This window comes from Bradyrhizobium sp. USDA 4461, from assembly GCF_054055655.1.
On sequence record NZ_JBSRXM010000001.1, the window covers coordinates 7,692,888 to 7,716,622 of the forward strand.

A 23,735-nucleotide genomic window follows, 5' to 3' on the forward strand; every position below is an offset into this window, starting at 1 on the left:
CATTAACGAATCGTTGACTCTCGACAGTCCCGGAAATCTGGATTCAAATGATCATGATTCGGATGCATCGTGGGGAGCATCCGAACCGGGTAAAAATCAGCTTAGAGCGGGGGTCTAAGGCATGGCGCGCGCGCATGCAGCGAACGCGTGCGTCCAATCCGATTCGATCAAGGGATTGGCGCAGTCGATCGCGAAACCGGCTTATCACAGGCTCTTGACGGCCGAACCTGCACTGCGCCGCGCTGTGCCTACTCTCATCATCGCCTTCCTCATCACGATCTGCCTCGGCGCCTTCGTCCAGGTGATCGACCAGAACCGGCAGAAGCGCGGCGCGATGAAGCGCGACCTTGCTGCGCTCTCGGACATCCTCGCCGAGCGTCTCGATCGCCTCACCTCGGTGCGTCACGAGCGGCTCGCCAATATCGAACGGATGCAGGAGCTGCTGCCGGACCTGATCCCGTCCTGGGGCATCGCCTATGGCCGCCACGTCATCATCACCAGCGCCGATCACCGCGTGCTGGCGCGGGTGCCGATCGACGGCGCCGGCGAGAACGACCGCATCCTCGACATCGTCTCCACCGCGCAGCTCCTGATCGCGCCGGGCCAGCAGGGCACCGTCAGCGACATGACGCTGCCGAACGGCAGCAGCGCGCTGGCGATCTCGGCGCTGGTCAAGTCGCTGCCCGGCCAGGTCGTCGTCATCCAGGAGATGAACGAGCCGATCTGGGGATCGGACGCCGCCCTCTCGGTGACGCTGTCGGCGACCACGAGCTTCGTGGTGCTGATCCTCGGCTTCGCGTTCCACTGGCAATCGACCCGCGCCCGCGAGGGCGACCTGATCAACGACGCCGTGCGCGGCCGGATCGACACCGCGCTCAACCGCGGCCGCTGTGGCCTGTGGGACTGGGACCTGTCGCGCGGCAGGATCTTCTGGTCGCAGTCGATGTTCACCCTGCTCGGCCTCGACACCCGCAACGACCTGCTCACCTTCGGCGAGGTCAACGCGCTGGTGAACTCCGACGACATCAACCTGTTCGACTTCGCCGACCAGCTGATCTCCGGCAAGATCGATCACATCGACCAGAGCTTCCGCATGCGCCATGTCGGCGGCCACTGGATCTGGCTGCGCGTGCGCTGCGAGCTCAGCCATGCCGCCGCCGACGGCGGCCTGCACCTGATCGGCATCGCGGTCGACATCACCGAGCAGAAGAGCCTCGCCGAGAAGTCGGTGGAAGCCGACCTCCGCCTGCGCGACGCCATCGAGACCATTCCGGAGGCCTTCGTGCTGTGGGATGCCGATGACCGCCTGGTGCTCTGCAACTCGCACTTCCAGCGGCTGCACAAGCTGCCGGACTCGGCCGTCAGCCCCGGCACCTCCTACGAGACCGTGATCGAGGTCGGCAGCATGCCCGAGGTGCGCACCCGCCTGCACGAAAGCGGCGTGCCGGCGCCGGGCGCCCGCACCTTCGAGGCCCAGCTCGACGACGGCAGCTGGCTGCACATCAGCGAGCGCCGCACCAAGGACGGCGGCTATGTCTCGGTCGGCACCGACATCACCCGCATCAAGGCGCACGAGCAGAAGCTGGTCGACAACGATCTGCGGCTGCGCGCCACCGTGATCGACCTGCAGCGCTCGCAATCCGAGCTCGAGCGGCAGGCCGTTGAGCTCGCCGACCTCGCCGAGAAATACTCGCAGGAAAAGACCCGTGCCGAGGACGCCAACGCCGCGAAGTCGAAATTCCTCGCCAATATGAGCCATGAGCTGCGCACGCCGCTCAACGCCATCATCGGCTTCTCCGAGATCATGGGCTCCGGCCTGTTCGGCACGCTCGGCTCGGACAAGTACGAGGAGTACTGCCACGACATCCTGACGTCGGGGAAATACCTGCTCGAGGTCATCAACGACATCCTCGACATGTCGAAGATCGAGGCCGGCCGCATGAAGTTCGACATGGAGCCGCTTGACCTCTCCGGCATCCTCGCCGAGTCGCTGCGGGTGGTGTCCGGCCGCGCCGAGCACAAGGGCCTGTCGCTGGAGTCGGACATCGAAAGCACGATCTCGGTCGTCGCCGACCGCCGCGCGGTCAAGCAGATCATCGTCAACCTGCTCTCCAACGCGGTGAAGTTCACGCCCGACCACGGCCGCGTGCTGGTGCGCGGCCAGATGCTGGACGACTCGATCGTGCTCCTGATCGCCGACAGCGGCATCGGCATCGCACCGGACTCGCTGCGACGGCTCGGCAAGCCGTTCGAGCAGGTCGAGAGCCAACTCACCAAGAGCTACCAGGGCTCGGGTCTCGGGCTTGCGATCGCGCGCTCGCTTACCAACCTGCACGGCGGCTCGATGAAGCTGCGCTCCAAGCTCGGCGTCGGCACCGTGGTCCGCGTCACTCTGCCCCGCGATCCGCGCTCGCTGCAGACCAGGCTGCCGGAAGCGGCCTGAAGCTCCTACGCTACTTCGCCAGCACGTCCTTCAGCAGCGCGGAATCGCCGAGCACGGCCAACGTCTCGCGCGACGTGAGATGCGTGACGGCCTCGTCGAAGCTGTCGCTTGCCTCGATCCGCGCACGCGCTACCGCGCGATGAAGATCGATGTCCCCCGGGCCGCTGCGCCGCGCCGGCGGCAGCGACGACAGATGCCGATGCAGCAGGCCGGCATCCTCCCGCAAGGTCGCCAGCGCGGGCGCAGATGCGTGGGCAGGCCGCGACGCCAGTTCGTTGGCGCGGAGCAGCACGCTCGGCGGACCGCTCTCCTCCGGCGTGACGAACAGCCCGCGCATCGCAGGCTTGGCCGTCCATGCGCCGATCGGGATCGCGCACAACAGGCCAACGATCACCGGCGACATCCACAGCAGCAGCGGCAACGATACCGCATAGGCGCTCGCCGCCATCGCGACGCCGCAGGCGGTGGGCACGCCGTACTTGCGGTACAACTCGCGGCGCTCGACCTCGCCGTCGTCACGCCGCTGGGTCTGCCAGCCTGAGTCGCGGCCGAGCAGGATCTCGATGACGGCAACCGACTGGAACACCATCATGACCGGCGCGATCATGGCGGAAATCAACACCTCGGCGATGACGCCTAGAAGCGCGCGGAAGCCGCCGCCGAATTGCCGGCGCAGGTCCGACCGCGTCAGCAGCAGGACGTAGCCGAGCAGCTTCGGCACGATCAGCAGCGCCATGGTGAGGCCGAACACCCAGGCGGCGAGCACGGGGTCCTGCGCCGGCCAGTTCGGGAACAGCGAAAAACCCTTCGGAAAATATTCGGGGCGAATGAAGCGCGCCTGCAACGAAATCAGGATTCCGAGCAGCAGGAACGACAGCCACATCGGCGCCGTGACATAGGAGCCGATCCCGGTCATGAAATGCAGCCGCGAGACCCAGTGCAGGCGGCGCGTCCTCAGCACGGCGAGATGCTGCAGATTGCCCTGGCACCAGCGGCGGTCGCGCGCGGCAAAATCCAGCAGCGACGGCGGCACCTCCTCAAAACTGCCGCCGAGCACCGGCGCCATGTAGATGCCCCAGCCCGCGCGCCGCATCAGCGCCGCCTCGACGAAATCATGGCTTAGGATGTGCCCGCCGAACGGCTTGCGCCCGGAGAGCTCGGGCAAGCCGGCCTGCTCCGCAAAAGCCTGAATCCGGATGATGGCATTGTGTCCCCAGTAATTGCCCTCGGAGCCGTGCCACCACGCGACACCGGCGGCGACCATCGGCCCGTAGAGCCGGCCGGCAAATTGCTGCAGGCGGCTGAACAGGCTGCGCGCGTTGACGATGACGGGCAGCGTCTGCAGCAGCGCCGCCTGCGGATTGGTCTCCATGGCATGAACCATCCGCACCATGGTGTCGCCCGACATCAGGCTGTCGGCGTCGAGCACGATCATGAACTGATAGCCGCCGCCGAACCGCGTGATCCACTCACCGACATTGCCGGACTTCCGCGCCGTGTTGTCGGCGCGATGCCGATAGTAGAGCCGTCCGCCGCAGGCCTCGCTCAGCGCGAGGAACGCCTGCTCCTCGGCGATCCAGATGTCGGGATCGCGGGTGTCGCTCAGCACGAACCAGTCGAAGCGTTCGCCCTGCCCGGTCGCCTCGACGGACTCGTAGATGGCGCGCAGGCGCGCCATCAATTGATGCGGATTCTCGTTGTAGGTCGGGAGCAGCACCGCGGTCCGGCTCGCGAGCTGCGGCAACTGGCCATCCGCGGAGATCGGCAACGCGTTGCCCTTGCGCCGAAGCAGCACGAAGAAGCCGGCCAGCCCCGAGGCAAACGAGAACGCGATCCAGGCCAGCAGTGCCACGAACAGCACCAGCACCATCCACTCCATGATCGTCACGCCGCCGACCTGGACCACCATGTACATCTCGTAGGCGCCGGCGCCGGTCAGCGCGACGGTCAGCATCAGCACGAAGGCGCGGCGCATCAACATGCCCGCACCGACCGACACCGGCTTGCTCACCGCATGCGGCGGCTGACCGAGATCGGCGGTCGCCATCGCAAGCGGGCTCTCGTGCGGCAGGAAGCCGTCGGCCGCCGCGGCGACGTCCCGACGAGGCGACGTGACTATGGCGCCCATCGATAGACCCAGATCTCCGAGAGCGGCTTGTCGTCCTGCGCCAGATGCGCGCGCAGCTCGATCGGCTCCTTCTTGACCGCGCACTGGAAGCTGAGCCGCCATCCACCGGTGTTCGGGTTCGGCTGCGTGACGATGTTCGTGATCTCGGCCTTCTCGGCCGACACGACACCCTTGATGCTCGCAGGATCGATCCCCTTCAGATTGTCGCCGAACAGGTCGAGCACGAACAGCTTGCTGTTCTCGCCATGTGCGCCGATGCCAGTGCGCGTGAAGCGCGCCAGCGAATGCGGCTTCGGCGCATCAGGTCCCCAATGCAGCCGGTAGGTGAGATTGGTCTCGCTCTTGGCTTTGAGCGGCGCCTTCGGCCGCCAGAACGCGGCGATGTTGTCGTGGATCTCCTCCCTGGTCGGGATCTCGAACAGGATCACCGCGCCCTCGCCCCAGTCGCCGATCGGCTCGACCCACAGGCTTGGACGCTTCTCGAAGCTCGATTCGATATCCTGATAGGCGAAGAAATTCTTCTCCCGCTGCATCAGCCCGAAGCCGTGCGGATTGATATCCTGGAACGTGCTGATCTGAAGGTCGCGCGGATTGCTCAGCGGACGCCACAGGCTCTCGCCCTTGCCGTTGTAGATCGCAAGTCCGTCGGAATCGTGCACCGACGGCCTGAAGTCGTCGACCTCGTTGCGGTCGTTCGGCCCGAAGAAGAACATGCTCGTCATCGGCGCAAGACCTATGTGCTCGAGATCGGCGCGCGGATAGAGCGATGCCTCGACATCGAACACCGTGGTCTTGCCGGGCCTGATCGTGAAGCGATAGCTCGCGGCGCAGCTCTTGCTGTCGAGCAAGGCATGAATCACGAGCGAGGTCGCGTTGGGCACCGGACGCTCGAGCCAGAACGCCTTGAAGAACGGAAACTCCTCGCCCTTGGCCTCGCCGGTATCGATCGAGAGGCCGCGCGCCGACAGGCCATAGGTCTCATCCTTGGCGACGGCGCGAAAGTAGCTCGCGCCGAGGAAGACGCAGACCTCGTCGTAATAATCCGGCTTGTTGATCGGCGCATGGATGCGAAATCCCGCGAAGCCGAGATCCGCCTCGGTGAAGGGGGGTACCGTATCACCGAACGAGAACATGTCCTTGCTGTAGCCGATCTCGCTGACCTTGCCGTCCGCGACCTCGAAGATCTGGACCTTGTTCTTGTAGAAGAAGCCGCGATGGAAGAACTGCGCTTCGAACGGCAGCTTCGCGCCGCGCCACAACGCGCGCTCCGGCACGAAGCGGATCGAGCGGTACTGGTCGTAGTTCAGGTCGGTCAGGCCGTTCGGCAACTTCTCGTCCGGTGCCACGAACGATTTGGCTGCGAGGCTGCGCGCCAGCTCCCTCACCGTCGACGGGTTGAACGGCGCGTCCGGCGTGTTCCCTGCGGCTGCGGCCTCACGCTGCGACAACAGCAAGAGTGTCGGCAACACGGCCGATCCGTGGAGTAACTGGCGACGATTCAAAGCGGCTCCTCTCGCTGATCGGGACGCCGCAATGAAACCGTTCAACCGTCCGTGAGTTCCACCGTTGCTACGTGAAGCAAACGATTGCGTTCGGCGCCTAGCCCTGCGCTCTGAAGCGGAACCGTCGTGACAGAGCCTCGGCCGATGTCTGCGCGCTTACGTGCTCTCCAGCGTCGGCGCGACCTCGCGCGCGACCTGCACGAGCGCTGCGATCAGCGGCGTCATCGGATCGCGCTGCGGGATCACCAGGCCGACGCTATAGTCCACCACCGGATCGACGATCGGAATGCTGCGCACGGCATCCGCAAGGCCGAGCGTTTCGGCGAGCTTGGCCGGCATCACGCTGGCCCAGCGTCCGGTCTTCACGTGGGTGTAGAGCACGAGCAGCGAATTCGATGTCAGTGTTGGCGTCGCCTCCGCGCCGACCGAGGTCAGCGCGCGATCGATGATGCGACGGTTCTGCATGTCGGGCGTCAGCAGGCAGAGCGGCACGGTGCCGACCTCCTTCCACGTCACCTGCTTGCGGTCGCCGAACATCGCATCCGGCGCCGTCAACAGCCGGTAGCTCTCGTTGTAGAGCGGGATGGTGCGGACCTTGCCGATCGGCTCGTTCTCGATGTAGGTCAGCCCGGCATCGACCTCGAGGTTCTCCAACAGGCCGAGCACGTCGGCCGACGTGCACGACTGGATGCGGAAGCGGACATCGGGATGGCGCGCCCGGAACGGCGTGGTGAGCGCGGCCACCATGCCGAGCGCGGTCGGAATCGCGGCGATCCGAATCTCGCCCGACAGCTTGTCCTTCAGGCTGTTGATCTCCTGCTTCATCGCGCGCGCGTCGCCGACGATGCGCCGCGCCCAGTCCAGCGTCCGTTCGCCCTCGGGCGTAAAACCCTGGAAACGGGATCCGCGCTGCACCAGCATGACGCCGAGGATCTCCTCGAGCTGCTTGAGGCTGGTCGACATGGTGGGCTGGGTGACGCCGCAGGCCTCCGCAGCCCGGCCGAAATGCCGTTCCTTGGCCAGCGCCAGCAGAAGTTCCAGCTTGTCGATCAAGGTTCAAATCCCTTCGGAAAACGGTGCCCCGGGCGGCAGCCCGACGCGGCCATAGGTAGCACGATCGGGGTGCGATCCCGAAATCCAAAGCGCCCCGGAAGTGCGTGATTCCAGAACATTATTGCGATCCCGGATCGACCCATTCGACAACTCTATTAATCGCGTTTCGCAATCGCCGCATGAGACAGCTTTATTGATGTTTCGAACGATTCCAACTCAGATGCGCAAAGCAAAAAACAGATCGTGAGAAGCGCTGATGACGGTGGGATACGAACCTTGGGACAAGGCGCGCGGCGCCGAGATCATCGCCGAGCATGCCGGGCTTGAAGGCGCCACGCTGGTGATCCTGCACGCGTTGCAGGAGGCATTCGGCTACGTGCCGGAGCCGGCGATCCCGATGGTTGCCGAGGCGCTCAACCTGTCTCGCGCCGAGGTGCACGGCGTGTTCACGTTCTACCATGACTTCCGCAAGCAACCGGCCGGACGCCACGTGCTCAAGCTGTGCCGCGCCGAGGCCTGCCAGGCCGCCGGTGGCGATGCGCTTGCGGCGCGCGCGGAGGCCAAGCTTGGCGTTGCTCTGGGCAATACCACGGCGGATGACCGCGTGACGCTGGAGCCGATCTATTGCCTCGGGCTGTGCGCCACCGCGCCGTCGGCGATGCTGGACGGCCGCGTGGTCGGCCGGCTCGACGAAGCGCGGATCGACGCGCTGGTCGCGGAGGCGCAGCGATGACGATGCGGATCTACGTCCCCCGCGATGCCGCGGCCGTCGCCGTCGGCGCCGACGATGTCGCGCTCGCCTTCGAGCAGGCCGCAGCAGCCCGTGGCGCAGCGATCGAGATCGTCAGGAACGGCTCGCGCGGGCTGTGCTGGCTGGAGCCGATGGTCGAGCTTTCGACCGGGCAAGGCCGTATCGCCTTCGGTCCGGTGACGCCGGCGGACGTGCCTGCGCTGCTCGATGCGATGGCTGGTAACGGCCAGCACGCCCTGCGGCTTGGTGTCACGGACGAGATTGCCTGGCTGAAGCGGCAGACCCGGCTGACGTTCGTGCGCTGCGGCGTGGTCGATCCGCGCTCGGTCGACGATTACCGCGCCCATGGCGGCTACAAGGGCCTCGAGCGGGCCCTGACGCTGACCTCCGACCAGATCCTTGCCGATATCACGACCTCGGGCCTGCGCGGCCGCGGCGGCGCCGGCTTCCCGACCGGCATCAAGTGGAAGACCGTGGCGCAGGCCAATGCCGACCGCAAATACATCGTCTGCAACGCCGACGAGGGCGACAGCGGCACCTTCGCCGACCGCATGATCATGGAAGGCGACCCCTTCGTCGTGATCGAGGGCATGACGATCGCGGGCATCACGGTCGGCGCCACCAAAGGCTACATCTACATCCGCTCGGAATATCCCCATGCGGTCGAGGCGATGAACGCCGCGATCGCGGCCGCCCGCCGCGCCGGCCTGCTCGGCAAGCGGATCGGCGGCACCAAGCATGAGTTCGATCTCGAAGTCCGGGTCGGCGCCGGCGCCTATGTCTGCGGCGAAGAGACCTCGCTCTTGGAAAGCCTGGAGGGCCGCCGCGGCATCGTCCGCGCAAAGCCGCCGCTGCCGGCGCATAAGGGCCTGTTCGGCCGTCCGAGCGTGATCAACAACGTGCTGTCGTTCGCGGCAATCCCCTTCATCCTCGACAACGGCGCCAAGGCCTATGCCGATTTCGGCATGGGCCGCTCGCGCGGCACGATGCCGATCCAGCTCGCCGGCAATATCAGATATGGCGGCCTGTTCGAGACCGCATTCGGCGTCACGCTCGGCGAGCTCGTCGATGAGATCGGCGGCGGCACCTTCACCGGACGGGAGGTGCGCGCAGTGCAGGTCGGCGGCCCGTTAGGCGCCTACTTCCCCCGCGCGCTGTTCGACACGCCGTTCGACTATGAGGCGTTTGCCGCGCGCGACGGCCTGATCGGCCATGGCGGCATCGTGGTGTTCGACGACACCGTCGACATGGTCAAGCAGGCCCGCTTTGCGATGGAGTTCTGCGCAGTCGAATCCTGCGGCAAGTGCACGCCGTGCCGGATCGGCTCGACCCGCGGCGTCGAGACCATCAACAAGATCATCAACGGCGAGCGCGTCGCCGAGAATCTCGCCGTAATCGAAGACCTCTGCAACACCATGAAATTCGGCTCGCTGTGTGCACTCGGCGGCTTCACGCCCTACCCGGTGATGAGCGCGCTGAAACACTTCCGGGAAGATTTCGGTCCCGCACCGGCCCGGCTGCAGGCCGCGGAATAACAGGAGATCACGATGTCGCTGATCCAGGAAATCGATTTCGGCACGCCCAAGTCCAAATCCGAGACGATGGTCACGTTGACCATCGACGGCAACCAGATCACCGTGCCCGAGGGCACCTCGATCATGCGCGCGGCGATGGAAGCCGGCACCCAGATTCCAAAACTCTGCGCGACCGACATGGTCGACGCCATCGGCTCCTGCCGGCTCTGCCTGGTCGAGATCGAGGGCCGCGCCGGCACGCCGGCCTCCTGCACCACGCCGGTGATGCCCGGCCTCGTCGTGCACACCCAGAGCGAGCGGCTGAAGCAGCTGCGCAAGGGCGTGATGGAGCTCTACATCTCCGACCATCCGCTGGACTGCCTGACCTGTGCCGCCAATGGCGACTGCGAATTGCAGGACATGGCGGGCGCCGTCGGCCTGCGCGACGTGCGCTACGGCTATGAGGGCAAGAACCACGTGTTCGCCAAATCGCATGGCTGCGAAAACGACAATTGGATGCCGAAGGACGAATCCAATCCGTACTTCACCTACGATCCCTCGAAGTGCATCGTCTGCTCGCGCTGCGTCCGTGCCTGCGAGGAGGTGCAAGGCACCTTCGCGCTGACGATCTCCGGCCGCGGCTTCGACAGCCGCGTCTCGCCCGGCATGAGCGAGAGCTTCCTCGGCTCCGAATGCGTCTCCTGCGGCGCCTGCGTGCAGGCCTGCCCGACCGCGACGCTGACCGAGAAATCCGTGATCGAGATCGGCCAGCCCGAGCACTCGGTCATCACCACCTGCGCCTATTGCGGCGTCGGCTGCGCCTTCAAGGCCGAGATGCGCGGCGAGGAAGTGGTGCGCATGGTGCCGTGGAAGGACGGCAAGGCCAATCGCGGCCATTCCTGCGTCAAGGGCCGCTTCGCCTGGGGCTACACCACTCACAAGGAGCGCATCCTGAAGCCGATGATCCGCGAGCGGATCGAGGACCCCTGGCAGGAAGTGTCATGGGACGAGGCGTTCAACTTCGCCGCCGCGAAGTTCAAGGGCATCCAGCAGAAATACGGCCGCGACGCGGTCGGCGGCATCACCTCGTCACGCTGCACCAATGAAGAAACCTATCTGGTGCAGAAGCTGATCCGCGGCGGCTTCGGCAACAACAATGTCGACACCTGCGCCCGGGTCTGCCATTCGCCGACCGGCTACGGCCTGTCGCAGACCTTTGGAACTTCGGCCGGCACGCAGGATTTCGATTCGGTGGAAGACACTGACGTTGTCATGATCATCGGCGCCAATCCGGCCTCGGCTCACCCTGTATTCGCCTCGCGGCTGAAGAAGCGGCTGCGCCAGGGCGCCAGGCTGATCGTGCTCGATCCGCGCCGCACCGAGATGGTGGAATCGCCGCATGTCAAGGCGCTGCATCTGCCGCTGATGCCCGGCACCAACGTCGCCGTGGTCACGGCGCTCGCCCACGTCATCGTCACCGAAGGGCTCGTCAACGAAAGCTTCGTGCGCGAGCGCTGCGACTGGAGCGAGTTCGAGGAATGGGCGGCCTTCGTCGCCCAGGACAAATACAGCCCCGAATCGACCGCGATCATGACCGGCGTCGATCCGAAGGATCTGCGCGAAGCGGCGCGGATCTATGCCACCGGCGGCAACGGCGCGATCTATTACGGGCTCGGCGTCACCGAGCACAGCCAGGGCTCCACTACCGTGATCGCGATCGCCAACCTCGCGATGGCGACCGGCAATATCGGCCGGCCCGGCGTCGGCGTGAACCCGCTACGCGGTCAGAACAACGTGCAGGGCTCCTGCGACATGGGCTCGTTCCCGCACGAACTGCCCGGCTACCGCCATATCTCGGGCGACGCCGTGCGCGAGCAGTTCGAGGCGATGTGGAACGTCAAGCTCAACAAGGAGCCGGGCCTGCGCATCCCCAACATGTTCGATGCCGCGATCGAAGGCACCTTCATGGGCCTCTACGTGCAGGGCGAGGACATCCTGCAATCCGATCCGAACACCAAGCATGTGGTGGCGGCGCTGTCGGCGATGGAATGCGTCATCGTCCACGACCTGTTCCTGAACGAGACCGCGAACTACGCCCATGTGTTCCTGCCCGGCTCGACCTTCCTGGAAAAGGACGGTACCTTCACCAATGCCGAGCGCCGCATCCAGCGCGTCCGCAAGGTGATGACGCCGCGCAACGGCTACGCCGACTGGGAAGTGACGATCCTGCTCGCCAAGGCGATGGGCTTCGAGATGCACTACAGCCATCCGTCGGAGATCATGGACGAGATCGCGGCGCTGACGCCGACCTTTACCGGCGTCTCCTACGCCAAGCTCGACGAACTCGGCTCGGTGCAGTGGCCCTGCAACGAGAAGGCGCCGGAAGGCACGCCGGTGATGCATATCGGCGGCTTCGTGCGCGGCAAGGGCAAGTTCATCGTCACCGAATATGTCGCGACCGACGAGCGCACCGGTCCGCGCTTCCCGCTGCTGCTCACCACCGGCCGCATCCTCAGCCAGTACAATGTCGGCGCGCAGACAAGGCGCACCGAGAACGTGGTCTGGCACGCCGAGGACCGGCTGGAGATCCACCCGCACGACGCCGAGCAGCGCGGCGTGCGCGACGGCGACTGGGTGCGGCTGGCGAGCCGCGCCGGCGAGACCACGCTGCGCGCCGAGATCACGGACCGCGTCGCGCCGGGCGTGGTCTACACCACGTTCCATCACCCCGACACCCAGGCCAACGTCATCACCACCGACTTCTCGGACTGGGCGACCAACTGTCCGGAGTACAAGGTGACGGCCGTGCAGATCTCGCCGTCGAACGGCCCGTCGGACTGGCAGAAGGCCTATGACCAGCAGGCACGCCACTCCCGCCGCATCGCGCCGGTGGTGGAAGCCGCGGAGTAGCGATGCGCGAACCGGTCCACAAGGCGATCCGGAAGGTCTGGCGCGACGGCGTCTTCAGCGACGGCGCGCGCCTGATCCCGGAAGAGACGCCGCTGGCGCTGACCTATAATGGCGGCACCTACGCCGTGATGATGGGCTCGCCCGAGGACCTCGGCGATTTCGCCGTCGGATTCAGCCTGAGCGAAGGCATCGTGCAATCGGCCGACGAGATCGAGACGCTCGACATCGTCGAGCTCGATGACGGCATCGAGCTCAGGATGTGGCTCAAGCCCGACAAGGCCGAGCAGATCGCGCAACGCCGCAGGAACATCGCCGGCCCGACCGGCTGTGGCCTCTGCGGCATCGATTCCATCGCCGAGGCGGTCCGGCCGGCCGCGGTGGTGCCCGCGGGCCGCATCTTTTCGCCGCGCGAGATCATGACCGCGGTCGCGGCAGTCGCGCCGCTGCAGGAGATCAATCACCAGACCCGCGCCGTGCATGCCGCCGCGTTCTGGACCGCCGCGCGCGGCATCGTCGTGGTGCGCGAGGATGTCGGCCGCCACAATGCGCTCGACAAGCTTGCCGGCGCGCTGGCCCGCGACAGGATCGACGCCAGCGACGGCATGGTGCTGCTGACCAGCCGCGTCTCGGTCGAAATGGTGCAGAAGACCGCCGCGATCGGCGCGCCGTTGATCGCCGCCGTGTCCGCGCCCACAGCGCTTGCGGTGCGGATGGCGGATGCCGCCGGCATCACGCTCGCCGCGATCGCCCGCGCCGATGGATTTGAAATCTTCACGCATCCGGAACGCGTCACAGGCGCGGTGCCCGGCAAGGAGTCCGCTTATGTCGTCGTCGCCTGACAAGCTGGTCTATATGGCGAACCAGATCGGGAAGTTCTTCCACAGCCAGGGCCACGACCGCGCCGTGCAGGGCATCTCCGAGCACATCTGGAAGTTCTGGGACCCGCGGATGCGCAAGCAGATCTTCGCCCATCTCGACGCCGGCGGCGCCGGCCTCGATCCCGACGTGCTCGACGCGCTGCAGAAGCTGAAGCAGCAGGCGTAGCTGAAATTGGAAGCTTGCTCAGCTCTCTCACCGTCACCCTGAGGAGCCGCGGAGCGGCGTCTCGAAGGGTCGACGGCCCGGCTGGTGGCCGTGCATCCTTCGAGACGCACTACGCGCTCCTCAGGATGACGGACGTGATATCGTAGGGTGGGCAGAGGCGCGCTGCGCCGTGCCCACCTTCAAGTGCCGTGCTGGAATGGTGGGCACGCTACGCTTTGCCCACCCTGCGCAGGTGAGCTAACCCCTCTACCCTACGATCGCATTGAACACGCAGCGCACCTCGCTCTGGGTCTCGCGCAGGCGGGCTTCCAGAGCGGAGAAATCCGGCGTGTCGCCGGCGCGCGCCATCACGCGCAGCAGGTCTTCGCCCGCGGTCTCCGGATTGAACTTGCCGGTGACGCAGAGCCGCAGGATCTGCGTCAAATCATGATAGAGCCGCGCCGCCGAGCGCAGGATCTCAGCCTCGGACTGGCCGAGCAGGCCGAGCTTGGCGGCATTTTCGAGCACCTGCAGCGTCGAGACGCTGAGGATCTCCGGCTTCGCCGATGCGTGCGCGAGCTGGAGATATTGCGCGATGAAATCGATGTCGACGAGCCCGCCGGCGGCGAGCTTGAGGTCCCAGACGTCGTTTTCGCCCTTCTCCAGCGCGATCGCCCGCCGCATGTCGGCGACGTCAGCCGCGGTCGACGCGGCGTCGCGCGGCCGGGTCAGCACGCTGCGGATGATCGCCTCGATCCGCTCGCGGAACTGCGGCGACGACGAGATCACGCGGGCGCGCGTCAGCGCCATGTGCTCCCAGGTCCACGCCTCGCGCTCCTGGTAGTCGGCGAACGCGTCGATCCGCGAGGCGACCGGGCCGGCGCGTCCCGAGGGACGCAGCCGCATGTCAACCTCATAAAGCACGCCATAATTGGTGCGGGTCGTGAAGGCGCTGATCAGGCGCTGGGTGAAGCGGGCAAAATACTGCGCGCCGTGCAGCGAACGCTCGCCGTCGGAATCCGGCGCCTCGCTGTCGAAATCGTAGAGCGTGATCAGGTCGAGATCGGACGACGCCGTCATCTCGCGGCTGCCGAGCCGGCCCATCGCGATGATCGCGGTCTCCTGCCCCTTGATGCGGCCATATTGCGCGGCGAACTGGTCGGTGACGAGGCCGTGCACGGTGTGCACGATGCCCTCCGCCACATCGGCAAAGGCCGTGCTGGCGTGCTGCGCCGACACCGTGCCGGACAGGATCCGCGTGCCGATCAGGAACAGGCTCTCCTGGCCGAACAATCTCAGGCGATCCAGGAAGTCCTCATAGGACGACGCATCCTGCAGCGTGGCGGCAAGCCGCTCCGACAATTCCTTCTTGTCCGGCATCGCGCCGAAGAAGCGTGGGTCGACCAGGCCATCCATGATCTGCGGCTGCCGCGCCAGCATGTCACCGAGCCGCGGCGCAGCACCGAGGATCAGCGCCACCAGCGCGACGAAATCGCGGTTCTGGCTGAGCAGCGAGATCAGCCGCCCGCCCCGTTGCAGCGCGCCGAGGAAACGGTCGAACGCCACCACCGCATCATCAGGCTCCTCGGCATGCGCAAGGCCGTCGATCAAGCCGGGAATGAATTCGAGGAACGCCGCCCGCGTCGCCTCCACGCGCAGCGCGCGATAATCGCCCGCGATCCATTGCTGCACGGTGCCCGCGACCGCGACCGGCTTCTTGAAGCCGAGCTGGGCGAGATGCTCGATCAGCCGGCCGTCGTCCGGCCCTGCACCGTAGTCGACATCCGGCAGCTTCGCGGTGCCGGTCGGATCGTCGCCCTCGAACAGCTTGCCGTAATGGTTCTGCACGATCTTGAGCTGGCCGAGCAGATCCCTGGCGAACGCCTCGCGATTCGCGTAGCCGAAGAAATGCGCGAACCGCTCGACGTCGTCAGGCGCTTCGGGCAGCGCGTGGGTCTGCTCGTCGGCAATCATCTGCAGCCGATGCTCGACCCGGCGCAGGAATTCGTAGGCCCTCGTCAGCTCGTCGCGCGCCTCGAAGGTGATCCAGTTGCTGTTGGCGAGCACGTCGAGCGCCTCCAGCGTCGGCCGCACCCGCAGCTCCGGATGGCGGCCGCCGGCGATCAGCTGCTGGGTCTGGGCGAAGAATTCGATCTCGCGGATGCCGCCGCGGCCGACCTTGACGTTGTGGCCCTCGACCGAGATCTCGCTCTGGCCGCGATAGGTCTGCATCTGCCGCTTCATGTCGTGGACATCGGCCAGCGCGGCAAAGTCCAGATGCTTGCGCCAGACGAACGGCGCCAGCTCGCCGATCAGCGCCTCGCCGGCCCTGGGATCGCCAGCGCAGGGCCGCGCCTTGATCATCGCGGCGCGCTCCCAGGTGCGTCCCTCGCGCTCGTAATAGTGCAAGGCTGCGTCGGTCGAGATCGCGACCTGGGTGGAGGCCGGATCCGGGCGCAGCCGGAGATCGACCCGGAACACATAGCCGTCGCCCGAGCGCTGCTGCAGCATCCGCGCCATCGCCTGGGTGACGCGCACGAAGAACGGCTGCGGCTCGATGTCCTCGGCGAGCGAGGTGGCGCTGCGGTCGAAGAACACGATCAGGTCGATGTCGCTGGAGTAGTTCAGCTCGCCTGCGCCCATCTTACCCATCGCGAGCACGATCAGGCCCGAGCCGATCTCCGGATGCTTGGGATCGACAGCGGTCATCCGGCCGAGCGCGACCTCCTGCCGGAACAGATAGCGCAGCGCCGATTGCACCGAATTCACCGCGATGTCGGTCAGCGCCGCCGTCACCCGCATCACCGGCCAGACGCCGCCGATGTCGCACAGCGCGATCATCAGCGCGGCCTCCGCCTTCGTGCGGCGAAGTAGAGCCATCACCTCGGCCTCGCTGCCGGCGGCGAGCACCTCGCGCGAGGTGGTCTCGATCAGGCCCGCGAGATGCTGTTCCGGGTCGCATGACAGGATTCGGATCAGCCGCGCGGCATCGGCGCGGGCGAGCTCGAACAGATAGGGCGAGAACTCGGCGATGCCGCGCAGGATGTCCCGTGCGAACGGATATTCCAGCAATGCATCGAGTGCGCTCGACTGCGCCGGCTCGAGCTCGGCGAACCAGTCGGTCAGGCGTTGATCGGCGGATTGGGGCGCGGCGACATGCGGTCCGTCCGCGAACCGCGCGGCCAGACAATGTCGATCCGCGTTCCCCGGCGCGGCGGCATTCATGCCGCCTTCTGTGGCACATCCTGCGTTTGAGCCGCAAGCCTGTCACTGCCGCCGGCCCGCGCGGGCAGCACCAGGGTCGCCACCAGCCCGGGATGGGAATCGCCGAGCCTGAGCTCGCCGCCATGGAGCGTGGCCACCGCCGAGGCCAGGCTGAGGCCAAGACCGGAACCGGGTAAGGTGCGGCTCGCCTCGAGCCGGACGAAGCGCTCGACTGCGTGCTTGCGGTCGCCCTCGGGGATACCGGGGCCATGGTCGATGACGCTGAGCAGCACCTGGTCACCCTCGCGCCGCGCCTCGATCAGGATCTCGCGCGCATCGGCCTTCATCGGCTCCACGCCCGGATCCGGCTTGCCATATTTGATCGCATTCTCGACCAGGTTGGCGAGCGCCTGGCTGATCAATTCGCGGTTGCCGTGGATCGGCGCCGGCGCAGTCCTGACCTGCAGCGTCATGCCGTCGTCCTCGGCGAGCGGCTCGTACAGCTCGTGGATGCCGTTGGCGACGTCGGCGCCGTCGAAATCATCCATATTGCCGCGCGCCTGGCCGGACTCGGCGCGTGCGATCATCAACAGCGCATTGAAGGTGCGGATCAGGCCGTCGGACTCCTCGATGGTGCGCTCCAGCGCCGCACGATAGTCGGTCTCGGTGCCCGACCGCGCCAGCGCCTCCTCGGCGCGGTTGCGCAGCCGCGTCAGCGGCGTCTTGAGGTCATGGGCGATGTTGTCGGAAACCTCCTTCAACCCCGTCATCAGCGCCTCGATGCGCTCCAGCATGGCATTGAGATTTTCCGCGAGGCGGTCGAGCTCGTCGCCGCTGCGGCCGACCGGCAGCCGGCCCGAGAGATCGCCCGCCATGATCCGCTTGGTGGTGCCGGTCATGGCGTCGATCCGATGCAGCACGCGGCGCGCGACGAAGATGCCGCCGCCGAGGCCGAGCACGATGACGACCAGGATCGACCATTGCGCGGCCTTGGCGACGATGCCGAACAGCCGCCGCCGCTCCTCGAGGTCGCGCCCGACCAGCAGGCGGAAGCCGTTCTCCATCTGGGTGACGCGCACCAGCGCGCGGTGATCGGTCTGGTCCTGGTCGTCGAGCCGGCGATAGGCGGTCTCGGTCCAGCCCTGCATGCTCATCACGCCCGGCGCCAGCGCGCCGACATTGCCGGCCAGCATCTGCCCGTTCGGCGCCGTCACCAGATAGAGGTTGGCGCCCGGCCGCAGCGCACGGTTGCCCATGGTGCCGAGCAGGCCGCGCAGGCCGCGGCGGTTGTAGATGTCGGTGATCTCGCTGATCTCGACATTGACCGTCGTCGTGATCTGCTCGGTGATCAGCCGCCGCGTGTTCCAGGCGAAGTAAGCCAGCAGCGAGGCGGCAAACAGCGCGAACAGGAACAGATAGACCAGCGTCAGCCGAAACGCCGTGGTCCGGATCAGTTTACCGAATGCCGTCACGGATCATATACCCCGCGCCGCGGATGGTATGCAGCAGCGGCCGCTCAAAGCCCTTGTCGATCTTGGAGCGCAGCCGCGAGATGTGCACGTCGATCACGTTGGTCTGCGGATCGAAATGATAGTCCCAGACGTTCTCCAGCAGCATCGTGCGCGTCACCACCTGGCCTGCATGCTTCATCAGATATTCGAGCAGGCGGAACTCGCGCGGCTGCAAGGTCAGCTCGTCCTTGCCGCGGGCGACGCGATGCGACAGCCGGTCGAGCTCGAGATCGCCGACCTTGTAGGTGGTCTCCTCGGCCGGTCCGACATTGCGCCGCGACAGCACCTCGACGCGCGCGAGCAGCTCGGCGAACGAATAGGGTTTCGGCAGATAGTCGTCACCGCCGGCGCGCAGGCCCTTGATGCGGTCGTCGACCTGGCCGAGCGCCGAGAGGATCAGCACCGGCGTCCGGTTGCCCTTGTCGCGCAGGATGCCGATCAGCGATAGCCCATCCCGCTTCGGCAGCATGCGATCCACCACCAGCACGTCGTAATCGCCGGTTTCGGCCATCGACAGCCCTTCCTCGCCGTCGGAGGCGAGATCGGCGATGTAACCGACTTCGCGGAACGCCTTGACCAGATAGTCGGCTGACTCGCGGTCGTCTTCGATGATCAGGATGCGCATTTGCGGAGCGGTTGCGGTCACGGGAATGGGCCCTCTGTCAGCATGGCGCGGCCGGCCTGCACATGCAAGACGACCGCGCATAATCTGTAAATTGAGCTGCCGCATGATCTGACCGGAAAACCGGTCCCCAGTTTTCCGGAACGTGCGGGTTGGGAAAAAGTGGGCGGTGAAGCTGGGGGACTTCACCGCCCTGAGACCTTCCGACGGAGGGGGGCATATTCCATCGAAAGGCAACATGGGGAGCGAGCAAGGGGCTCACCCCCCGGAAAGCGCCGTCGGCGGGGGCGACGAATGCCGGCGACGCTTTCCAACTCATATGTAGTTATCCCTTGGCCAGCGGCACTGCCACAAAGCGCGACGAACCGCCGCTCTTCACGCGCATGAGAACGCTGTTCTTGTTGTCGCTGCGGGCCGCGGTGATCGCATCACGGACCTCGCCGGCAGTGCCGACGGACTTGCCGGCGACCTCGAGGATCACGTCGCCTTCCTTGAAGCCCCGCTCGGCGGCAGCACTCTTGGGATCGACTTCGGTCACGACCACGCCTTCCTTGCCGGCGCCGGCCACGCTGTTGGCGGGAGCCACGGTGAGGCCGAGCTTCGGCACATCGGTGCCGCGCGACGAGTTGCCCCTGTCGCTGTTATCGGTGTCAGCCTTGGCTTCCAGATTGTTCGGCAACTGGCCGAGCGTGATGTTGACGACCTTGTCCTGACCCTTGTGCAGCACGTTCAGCTTCACGGCATTGCCGGGCGCGATGCCGCCGATGGTGCGGGCGAGTTCGCGCGCATCCTTCACCGGCTCGCCATTGACGGCGGTGATGACGTCACCGGACTCGATGCCGGCCTTGGCCGCGGGGCCGTTGGCCTGCGGTTCGGCGACCAGCGCGCCTTCGGCCTTCTTCATGCCGAGGCTGTCGGCGATGTCGGAGGTCACCGGCTGGATCTGGACGCCGATCCAGCCGCGGCTGACCGAGCCCTTGTCCTTCAGCTGGGCGACGACGCTCTTCACGGTCGCCGCGGGAATCGAGAACGCGATGCCGACGCTGCCGCCGGACGGCGAGTAGATCGCGGTGTTGACGCCCATCACCTCGCCCGAGACGTCGAACGCCGGGCCGCCCGAATTGCCCTTGTTCACGGGCGCATCGATCTGGATGAAATCGTCATACGGGCCGTTGCCGATGTCGCGGCCGGAGGCGGAGACGATGCCCGCGGTCACGGTGCCGCCGAGGCCAAACGGATTGCCGACCGCCAGCACCCAGTCGCCGATGCGCGGCTTGCTGTCGGAGAGCTTGGCGAACTGGAAGTTCGGGCCACCCTCGACCTTGATCAGCGCGAGGTCGGTCTTCGGATCGGTGCCGATCACCTTGGCGGAATAGGTCTTGCCGTCATCGGTCGTGACTTCGACCTTGTCGGCGCCGTCGACGACGTGATTGTTGGTCACGGCATAGCCGTCAGCCGAGATGAAGAAGCCGGAGCCCTGACCGGTCACCACGCCACCGCCACGCGGCCCACCGCGCAGACCCGGGGGCAAGCCATCCGGACCGCCGAAGCGGCGGAAGAAGCGCTCCATCGGCGAACCCGGCTGGAACGGCGAATCGTCATTGTTGCCGCCGTCGTCCTTGGCGACCTTCTCGCGGATGTTGACCTTGACCGAGATCACCGACGGCTTGACGCGCTCGACGATGTCGGCGAACCCGACCGGCTGCTGGACCTTCTTGACCTCGTTATTGACCTGCGCATGCGCGGGGGTCGTGAACAGGTCGGCGGGATTATGCGAGGGGCTGAAGCCGTAGGTGGCGGCACCGAGGCCAGCCACGACCGAGGCCATCAGCGCGAGTTTGCGGGCGGAAAACAGCGCGCGCTTCGGCGCCTTGTAGGACGGAAGGGTCGAGAGGTCGGGACGTTCGGTCATTGGCTGAAATCTCCAGGGCCAGAATCATTGGTGCGGGGCGAGCACCTGATGCATCTGAACATGGGGTCATCAGCCTTACAGCGCGCTGGCTGCGGAATTAAACTTTGGTAATTGAGCGCGCCGATGCTGCGGCAGAATAACGCAGGCAAAATAACAGCTTAAAGCCGGAACTAAACCGGCTTGTCCGGCGCGGATTCAGCCGCCAGCAGCCGTTCCAGGCGCGCCTCTTCGTCGGGCGTCAATCCGGGGGCGGAATCGGCCCCACCGGGGCGCGGATTTGCCCTGCGCCGACCGAGCCGCCAGAGCGCAAAACCGCCCAGCAGAAGCGCCAGCGGCGGGGTCAGCCACAGCACCAGCGTATGCTCGTTGAGGCGCGGCTTGAGCAGCACGAATTCGCCGTAGCGGGCCACCAGGAAGTCGATCACCTGGGCGTCGCTGTCGCCGGCCGAGATGCGCTCACGGACCAAGAGGCGGAGGTCGCGCGCCAGCGGTGCCTCCGAATCGTCGATCGACTGGTTCTGACAGACCATGCAGCGCAGCTCTTTCGAGAGCTCGCGCGCCCGCGTCTCCTTGGCCGGGTCGGTCATGATCTCGTCCGGCAGCACGGCACGCGCCGGCATCGCACCGAGCAGCAAGGTCGCCGCGAGCATGGCGGCTGCGAGGCTGCGCTTCCGCATCATTCGGCCGCCTGCAAGGCGCGCGCGGCCGCCTTGGCCGGCTTCGGCGCACCGACCCGCAGGCGGCGGTCGGACAGCGACAGCAACCCGCCGAACGCCATCAGCACCGGCCCCCACCAGATCATGAGCACCAGCGGCTTGTGATAGATGCGCACCGCGATCGTGCCGTCGGCCGAGGCATCTCCCAATGAGATATAGAGCTGGCTGGCGCCGCGGGTCAGCAGCGCGGCCTCGGTCGTCGAGGCGCCGCGGGTCGTGAAATTGCGCTTCGACGGCGTCATCACGCTGATCTTTTCGCCGTCACGGGTCACGGTGAATTGCGCGACCATCTCGCGGAAGTTCGGCCCCTGCCGCGGGTTCAGGCCGTCGAGCCGCAGCTCGTAGCCGGCGACGCGGGCCGTGTCGTCTGGCTTCATCGAGCCGATATATTCGCTGTTCCAGGTGGTCTCGCAGACGATCCCGATCAGCGCGATGCCGAGACCGGCATGCGCGAAGGCCGTGCCCCAGGTGGCGCGCGGCAGGCCGCGCGCACGGCGCAGCGAGAGCGACAGCGGAATCCTAAACAGCGCGACGCGTTCGGCGAGATCGCACAGCGCGCCCATGATGACGAAGGCCGCAAGCCCGATCGCAAGCGGCGCCAGCGTCGCGCCGCCATAGGTCCAGGCCAACACCAGCGCGATCGCAACCAGCGCGACGATACCGGCCACCATCAGCCGCTGCGCCGCGCCGAGCAGATCGCCGCGTTTCCAGGCCAGCAGCGGCCCGAACGGCACCGCGAGCAGCAGCGGCACGAACAAAGGCGCAAAGGTGAAATTGAAGAACGGCGCGCCGACCGAGATCTTCTCGCCGGTCAGGACCTCGAGCGCCAGCGGATACAGCGTGCCGATGAACACCGTCGCGCAGGCGGTGGTGAGCAGGAGATTGTTGAGCACCAGCGCGCCTTCGCGCGAGATCGGTGCGAACAGGCCGCCCTGCTTCAGCGCCGGCGCGCGCCAGGCATAGAGCGACAGGCTGCCGCCGATGAACACGAACAGGATCAGCAGGATGAACACGCCGCGGGTCGGATCGGTGGCGAAGGCGTGAACCGACGTCAGCACGCCGGAGCGCACCAGGAACGTGCCGAGCAGCGACAGCGAGAAGGTCAGGATCGAGAGCAGCACGGTCCAGACCTTCAGCGCGTTGCGCTTCTCCATCACCAGCGCCGAATGCAACAGCGCGGTGCCGGCCAGCCACGGCATCAGCGAGGCGTTCTCGACCGGATCCCAGAACCACCAGCCGCCCCAGCCGAGTTCGTAATAGGCCCAGTAGGAGCCCATCGCGATGCCGAGCGTCAGGAAGATCCACGCCATCAGCGTCCACGGCCGCACCCAGCGCGCCCAGGCGGCGTCTATCCGCCCTTCCAGCAGCGCCGCCACCGCGAACGAGAACGAGATCGAGAAGCCGACATAGCCGAGATAGAGCATCGGCGGATGCACCGCGAGGCCGATGTCCTGCAGCACCGGATTGAGGTCGCGGCCCTCGAGCGGCGGATTGGCGATGCGCAGAAACGGATTCGAGGTGATCAGGATGAACAGATAGAAGGCGCTGGCGATCCAGGCCTGCACCGCCAGCACATGCGCGCGCAGCGACAGCGGCAAATTGTTGCCGAACGCCGCGACGAGGCCGCCGAACAGCGCCAGGATCGACACCCACAGCAGCATCGAGCCTTCATGGTTTCCCCACACGCCGGTGATCTTGTAGAGCAGCGGCTTCAGCGAATGCGAATTCTCGTAGACATTGGCGACCGAGAAATCCGAGGTGACGTGCAGCGTCACCAGCGCTGCAAACGACGCCGCGACGAACAGCAATTGCGCGAGCGCGGTCGAGCGCGCGACGTTCATCAGCGCCGCATCGCGCCAGCGCGCGCCGACGATCGGCACGATCGACTGGATCAGCGCAAGGGCGAGCGCGAGCACCAGCGCGTAATGTCCGCTTTCGGCGATCACCGCATGGCTCCCTGGGTCGGCGCCGCGGAGGCGCTCGGCATATTGTTCGGCTTCTTGCCGTAATCGTCCTTCCAATGACCCTGCTTCTTCAGGGCATCGGCGACATCCTTCGGCATGTAGGTCTCGTCATGCTTGGCGAGCACGGTGTCGGCGCGGAACACGCCGTCCGCATCGAGCGCGCCTTCGGCAATGACGCCCTGCCCTTCGCGGAACAGATCCGGCAGGATGCCCTTGTAGGCGACCGGCAGCGTCGCGCCGCCGTCGCCGACGGTGAAGGTCACGGCAAGATTGTCGCCGCGCTTCAGCGAGCCCTGTTCCACCAGGCCGCCGAGGCGGAAACGCTTGCCCGGGCCGAGATGCTTTTCGGCGACCATCGACGGCGTCGAGAAGAACACGATGGAATCGCGCAGCGCGTTCAGCACCAGACCCGCGGCGATCGCGAGCACGGCGAGCGCGCAGCCGATCAATGTCAAACGCCGTTGCTTCCTGGTCATGGTCTA

General features: G+C 66.3%; 16 protein-coding genes. 6 read left to right on the forward strand and 10 right to left on the reverse strand.

Annotated features, from left to right (window positions below; all coding sequences use genetic code 11):
• Nucleotides 1-121 precede the first annotated feature (121 nt).
• The gene (locus ACVINW_RS36200; protein WP_456755711.1) at nucleotides 122-2,443 is read left to right on the forward strand and encodes an ATP-binding protein; all 2,322 of its coding nucleotides are present in this window, start codon (nucleotides 122-124) and stop codon (nucleotides 2,441-2,443) included.
• A 10-nt stretch (nucleotides 2,444-2,453) separates the two neighbouring features.
• On the opposite strand, the gene mdoH is transcribed toward ACVINW_RS36200, so the two are convergent.
• The 3 genes from mdoH to ACVINW_RS36215 all read right to left on the reverse strand — a co-directional run bounded on the left by mdoH (nucleotide 2,454) and on the right by ACVINW_RS36215 (nucleotide 7,126).
• Nucleotides 2,454-4,571 carry a glucans biosynthesis glucosyltransferase MdoH gene (mdoH, locus tag ACVINW_RS36205; protein ID WP_456755712.1) on the reverse strand — a complete coding sequence of 706 codons (2,118 nt, stop codon included), beginning with the start codon at nucleotides 4,569-4,571 and terminating at the stop codon, nucleotides 2,454-2,456.
• Nucleotides 4,559-6,025 (reverse strand): glucan biosynthesis protein G, encoded by a 1,467-nt coding sequence (locus ACVINW_RS36210; RefSeq protein WP_456756579.1) that lies wholly within the window; start codon nucleotides 6,023-6,025, stop codon nucleotides 4,559-4,561. The genes mdoH and ACVINW_RS36210 overlap by 13 nt, the downstream gene beginning before the upstream one ends.
• 204 nt (nucleotides 6,026-6,229) lie before the next feature.
• The gene (locus ACVINW_RS36215) at nucleotides 6,230-7,126 is read right to left on the reverse strand and encodes a LysR family transcriptional regulator (protein WP_456755713.1); all 897 of its coding nucleotides are present in this window, start codon (nucleotides 7,124-7,126) and stop codon (nucleotides 6,230-6,232) included.
• A 256-nt stretch (nucleotides 7,127-7,382) separates the two neighbouring features.
• Between ACVINW_RS36215 and ACVINW_RS36220 the strand changes: the two genes are divergently transcribed.
• The 5 genes from ACVINW_RS36220 to ACVINW_RS36240 are packed head-to-tail and all read left to right on the forward strand — an operon-like array spanning nucleotide 7,383 to nucleotide 13,345.
• Complete coding sequence (locus ACVINW_RS36220; RefSeq protein ID WP_028331545.1) at nucleotides 7,383-7,859, forward strand: formate dehydrogenase subunit gamma; 477 nt, start codon at nucleotides 7,383-7,385, stop codon at nucleotides 7,857-7,859.
• The gene (locus ACVINW_RS36225; protein ID WP_456755714.1) at nucleotides 7,856-9,412 is read left to right on the forward strand and encodes an NADH-ubiquinone oxidoreductase-F iron-sulfur binding region domain-containing protein; all 1,557 of its coding nucleotides are present in this window, start codon (nucleotides 7,856-7,858) and stop codon (nucleotides 9,410-9,412) included. The genes ACVINW_RS36220 and ACVINW_RS36225 overlap by 4 nt, the downstream gene beginning before the upstream one ends.
• 12 nt (nucleotides 9,413-9,424) lie before the next feature.
• Nucleotides 9,425-12,301 (forward strand): formate dehydrogenase subunit alpha, encoded by a 2,877-nt coding sequence (gene fdhF, locus ACVINW_RS36230; protein ID WP_456755715.1) that lies wholly within the window; start codon nucleotides 9,425-9,427, stop codon nucleotides 12,299-12,301.
• Nucleotides 12,302-12,303: 2 nt separating this feature from the next.
• On the forward strand, nucleotides 12,304-13,140 hold the full coding sequence (fdhD, locus tag ACVINW_RS36235) for a formate dehydrogenase accessory sulfurtransferase FdhD (RefSeq protein ID WP_456755716.1): 837 nt from the start codon (nucleotides 12,304-12,306) through the stop codon (nucleotides 13,138-13,140).
• Nucleotides 13,124-13,345: a formate dehydrogenase subunit delta gene (locus ACVINW_RS36240; RefSeq protein WP_050405110.1), complete on the forward strand. Its 222-nt coding sequence runs from the start codon at nucleotides 13,124-13,126 to the stop codon at nucleotides 13,343-13,345. Before fdhD ends, ACVINW_RS36240 begins: the two co-directional genes overlap by 17 nt.
• Nucleotides 13,346-13,591: 246 nt before the next feature.
• On the opposite strand, the gene ACVINW_RS36245 is transcribed toward ACVINW_RS36240, so the two are convergent.
• The 7 genes from ACVINW_RS36245 to ccmE form a co-directional block, all read right to left on the reverse strand.
• A complete protein-coding gene (locus ACVINW_RS36245; protein WP_456755717.1) occupies nucleotides 13,592-16,549 on the reverse strand; it encodes a bifunctional [glutamine synthetase] adenylyltransferase/[glutamine synthetase]-adenylyl-L-tyrosine phosphorylase in 2,958 nt (985 codons plus the stop codon).
• On the reverse strand, nucleotides 16,546-18,000 hold the full coding sequence (locus ACVINW_RS36250; protein WP_456755718.1) for an ATP-binding protein: 1,455 nt from the start codon (nucleotides 17,998-18,000) through the stop codon (nucleotides 16,546-16,548). The genes ACVINW_RS36245 and ACVINW_RS36250 overlap by 4 nt, the downstream gene beginning before the upstream one ends.
• Nucleotides 17,984-18,664 carry a winged helix-turn-helix domain-containing protein gene (locus ACVINW_RS36255; protein WP_106319421.1) on the reverse strand — a complete coding sequence of 227 codons (681 nt, stop codon included), beginning with the start codon at nucleotides 18,662-18,664 and terminating at the stop codon, nucleotides 17,984-17,986. Before ACVINW_RS36255 ends, ACVINW_RS36250 begins: the two co-directional genes overlap by 17 nt.
• A gap of 322 nt (nucleotides 18,665-18,986) precedes the next feature.
• Nucleotides 18,987-20,573: a Do family serine endopeptidase gene (locus ACVINW_RS36260; protein ID WP_456755719.1), complete on the reverse strand. Its 1,587-nt coding sequence runs from the start codon at nucleotides 20,571-20,573 to the stop codon at nucleotides 18,987-18,989.
• 170 nt (nucleotides 20,574-20,743) lie between these two features.
• Nucleotides 20,744-21,250, reverse strand: coding sequence for a cytochrome c-type biogenesis protein (locus ACVINW_RS36265; RefSeq protein WP_456756580.1), 507 nt, complete (start codon nucleotides 21,248-21,250; stop codon nucleotides 20,744-20,746).
• Nucleotides 21,250-23,235, reverse strand: coding sequence for a heme lyase CcmF/NrfE family subunit (locus ACVINW_RS36270; RefSeq protein WP_456755720.1), 1,986 nt, complete (start codon nucleotides 23,233-23,235; stop codon nucleotides 21,250-21,252). The genes ACVINW_RS36265 and ACVINW_RS36270 overlap by 1 nt, the downstream gene beginning before the upstream one ends.
• Nucleotides 23,232-23,729 carry a cytochrome c maturation protein CcmE gene (gene ccmE, locus ACVINW_RS36275; protein ID WP_456755721.1) on the reverse strand — a complete coding sequence of 166 codons (498 nt, stop codon included), beginning with the start codon at nucleotides 23,727-23,729 and terminating at the stop codon, nucleotides 23,232-23,234. Before ccmE ends, ACVINW_RS36270 begins: the two co-directional genes overlap by 4 nt.
• Between the last annotated feature and the right edge of the window lie 6 nt (nucleotides 23,730-23,735).

Excerpts from the sequence above, each read along its gene's own strand:
- fdhF (WP_456755715.1), top strand. The coding sequence starts at position 9,425 with ATGTCGCTGATCCAGGAAATCGATTTCGGCACGCCCAAGTCCAAATCC.
- ACVINW_RS36200 (WP_456755711.1), top strand. The coding sequence starts at position 122 with ATGGCGCGCGCGCATGCAGCGAACGCGTGCGTCCAATCCGATTCGATC.
- ACVINW_RS36265 (WP_456756580.1), bottom strand. The coding sequence starts at position 21,250 with ATGCGGAAGCGCAGCCTCGCAGCCGCCATGCTCGCGGCGACCTTGCTG.
- ACVINW_RS36255 (WP_106319421.1), bottom strand. The coding sequence starts at position 18,664 with ATGCGCATCCTGATCATCGAAGACGACCGCGAGTCAGCCGACTATCTG.
- ACVINW_RS36245 (WP_456755717.1), bottom strand. The coding sequence starts at position 16,549 with ATGAATGCCGCCGCGCCGGGGAACGCGGATCGACATTGTCTGGCCGCG.
- ACVINW_RS36260 (WP_456755719.1), bottom strand. The coding sequence starts at position 20,573 with ATGACCGAACGTCCCGACCTCTCGACCCTTCCGTCCTACAAGGCGCCG.
- ACVINW_RS36240 (WP_050405110.1), top strand. The coding sequence starts at position 13,124 with ATGTCGTCGTCGCCTGACAAGCTGGTCTATATGGCGAACCAGATCGGG.
- ACVINW_RS36225 (WP_456755714.1), top strand. The coding sequence starts at position 7,856 with ATGACGATGCGGATCTACGTCCCCCGCGATGCCGCGGCCGTCGCCGTC.
- mdoH (WP_456755712.1), bottom strand. The coding sequence starts at position 4,571 with ATGGGCGCCATAGTCACGTCGCCTCGTCGGGACGTCGCCGCGGCGGCC.
- ccmE (WP_456755721.1), bottom strand. The coding sequence starts at position 23,729 with ATGACCAGGAAGCAACGGCGTTTGACATTGATCGGCTGCGCGCTCGCC.
- fdhD (WP_456755716.1), top strand. The coding sequence starts at position 12,304 with ATGCGCGAACCGGTCCACAAGGCGATCCGGAAGGTCTGGCGCGACGGC.
- ACVINW_RS36220 (WP_028331545.1), top strand. The coding sequence starts at position 7,383 with ATGACGGTGGGATACGAACCTTGGGACAAGGCGCGCGGCGCCGAGATC.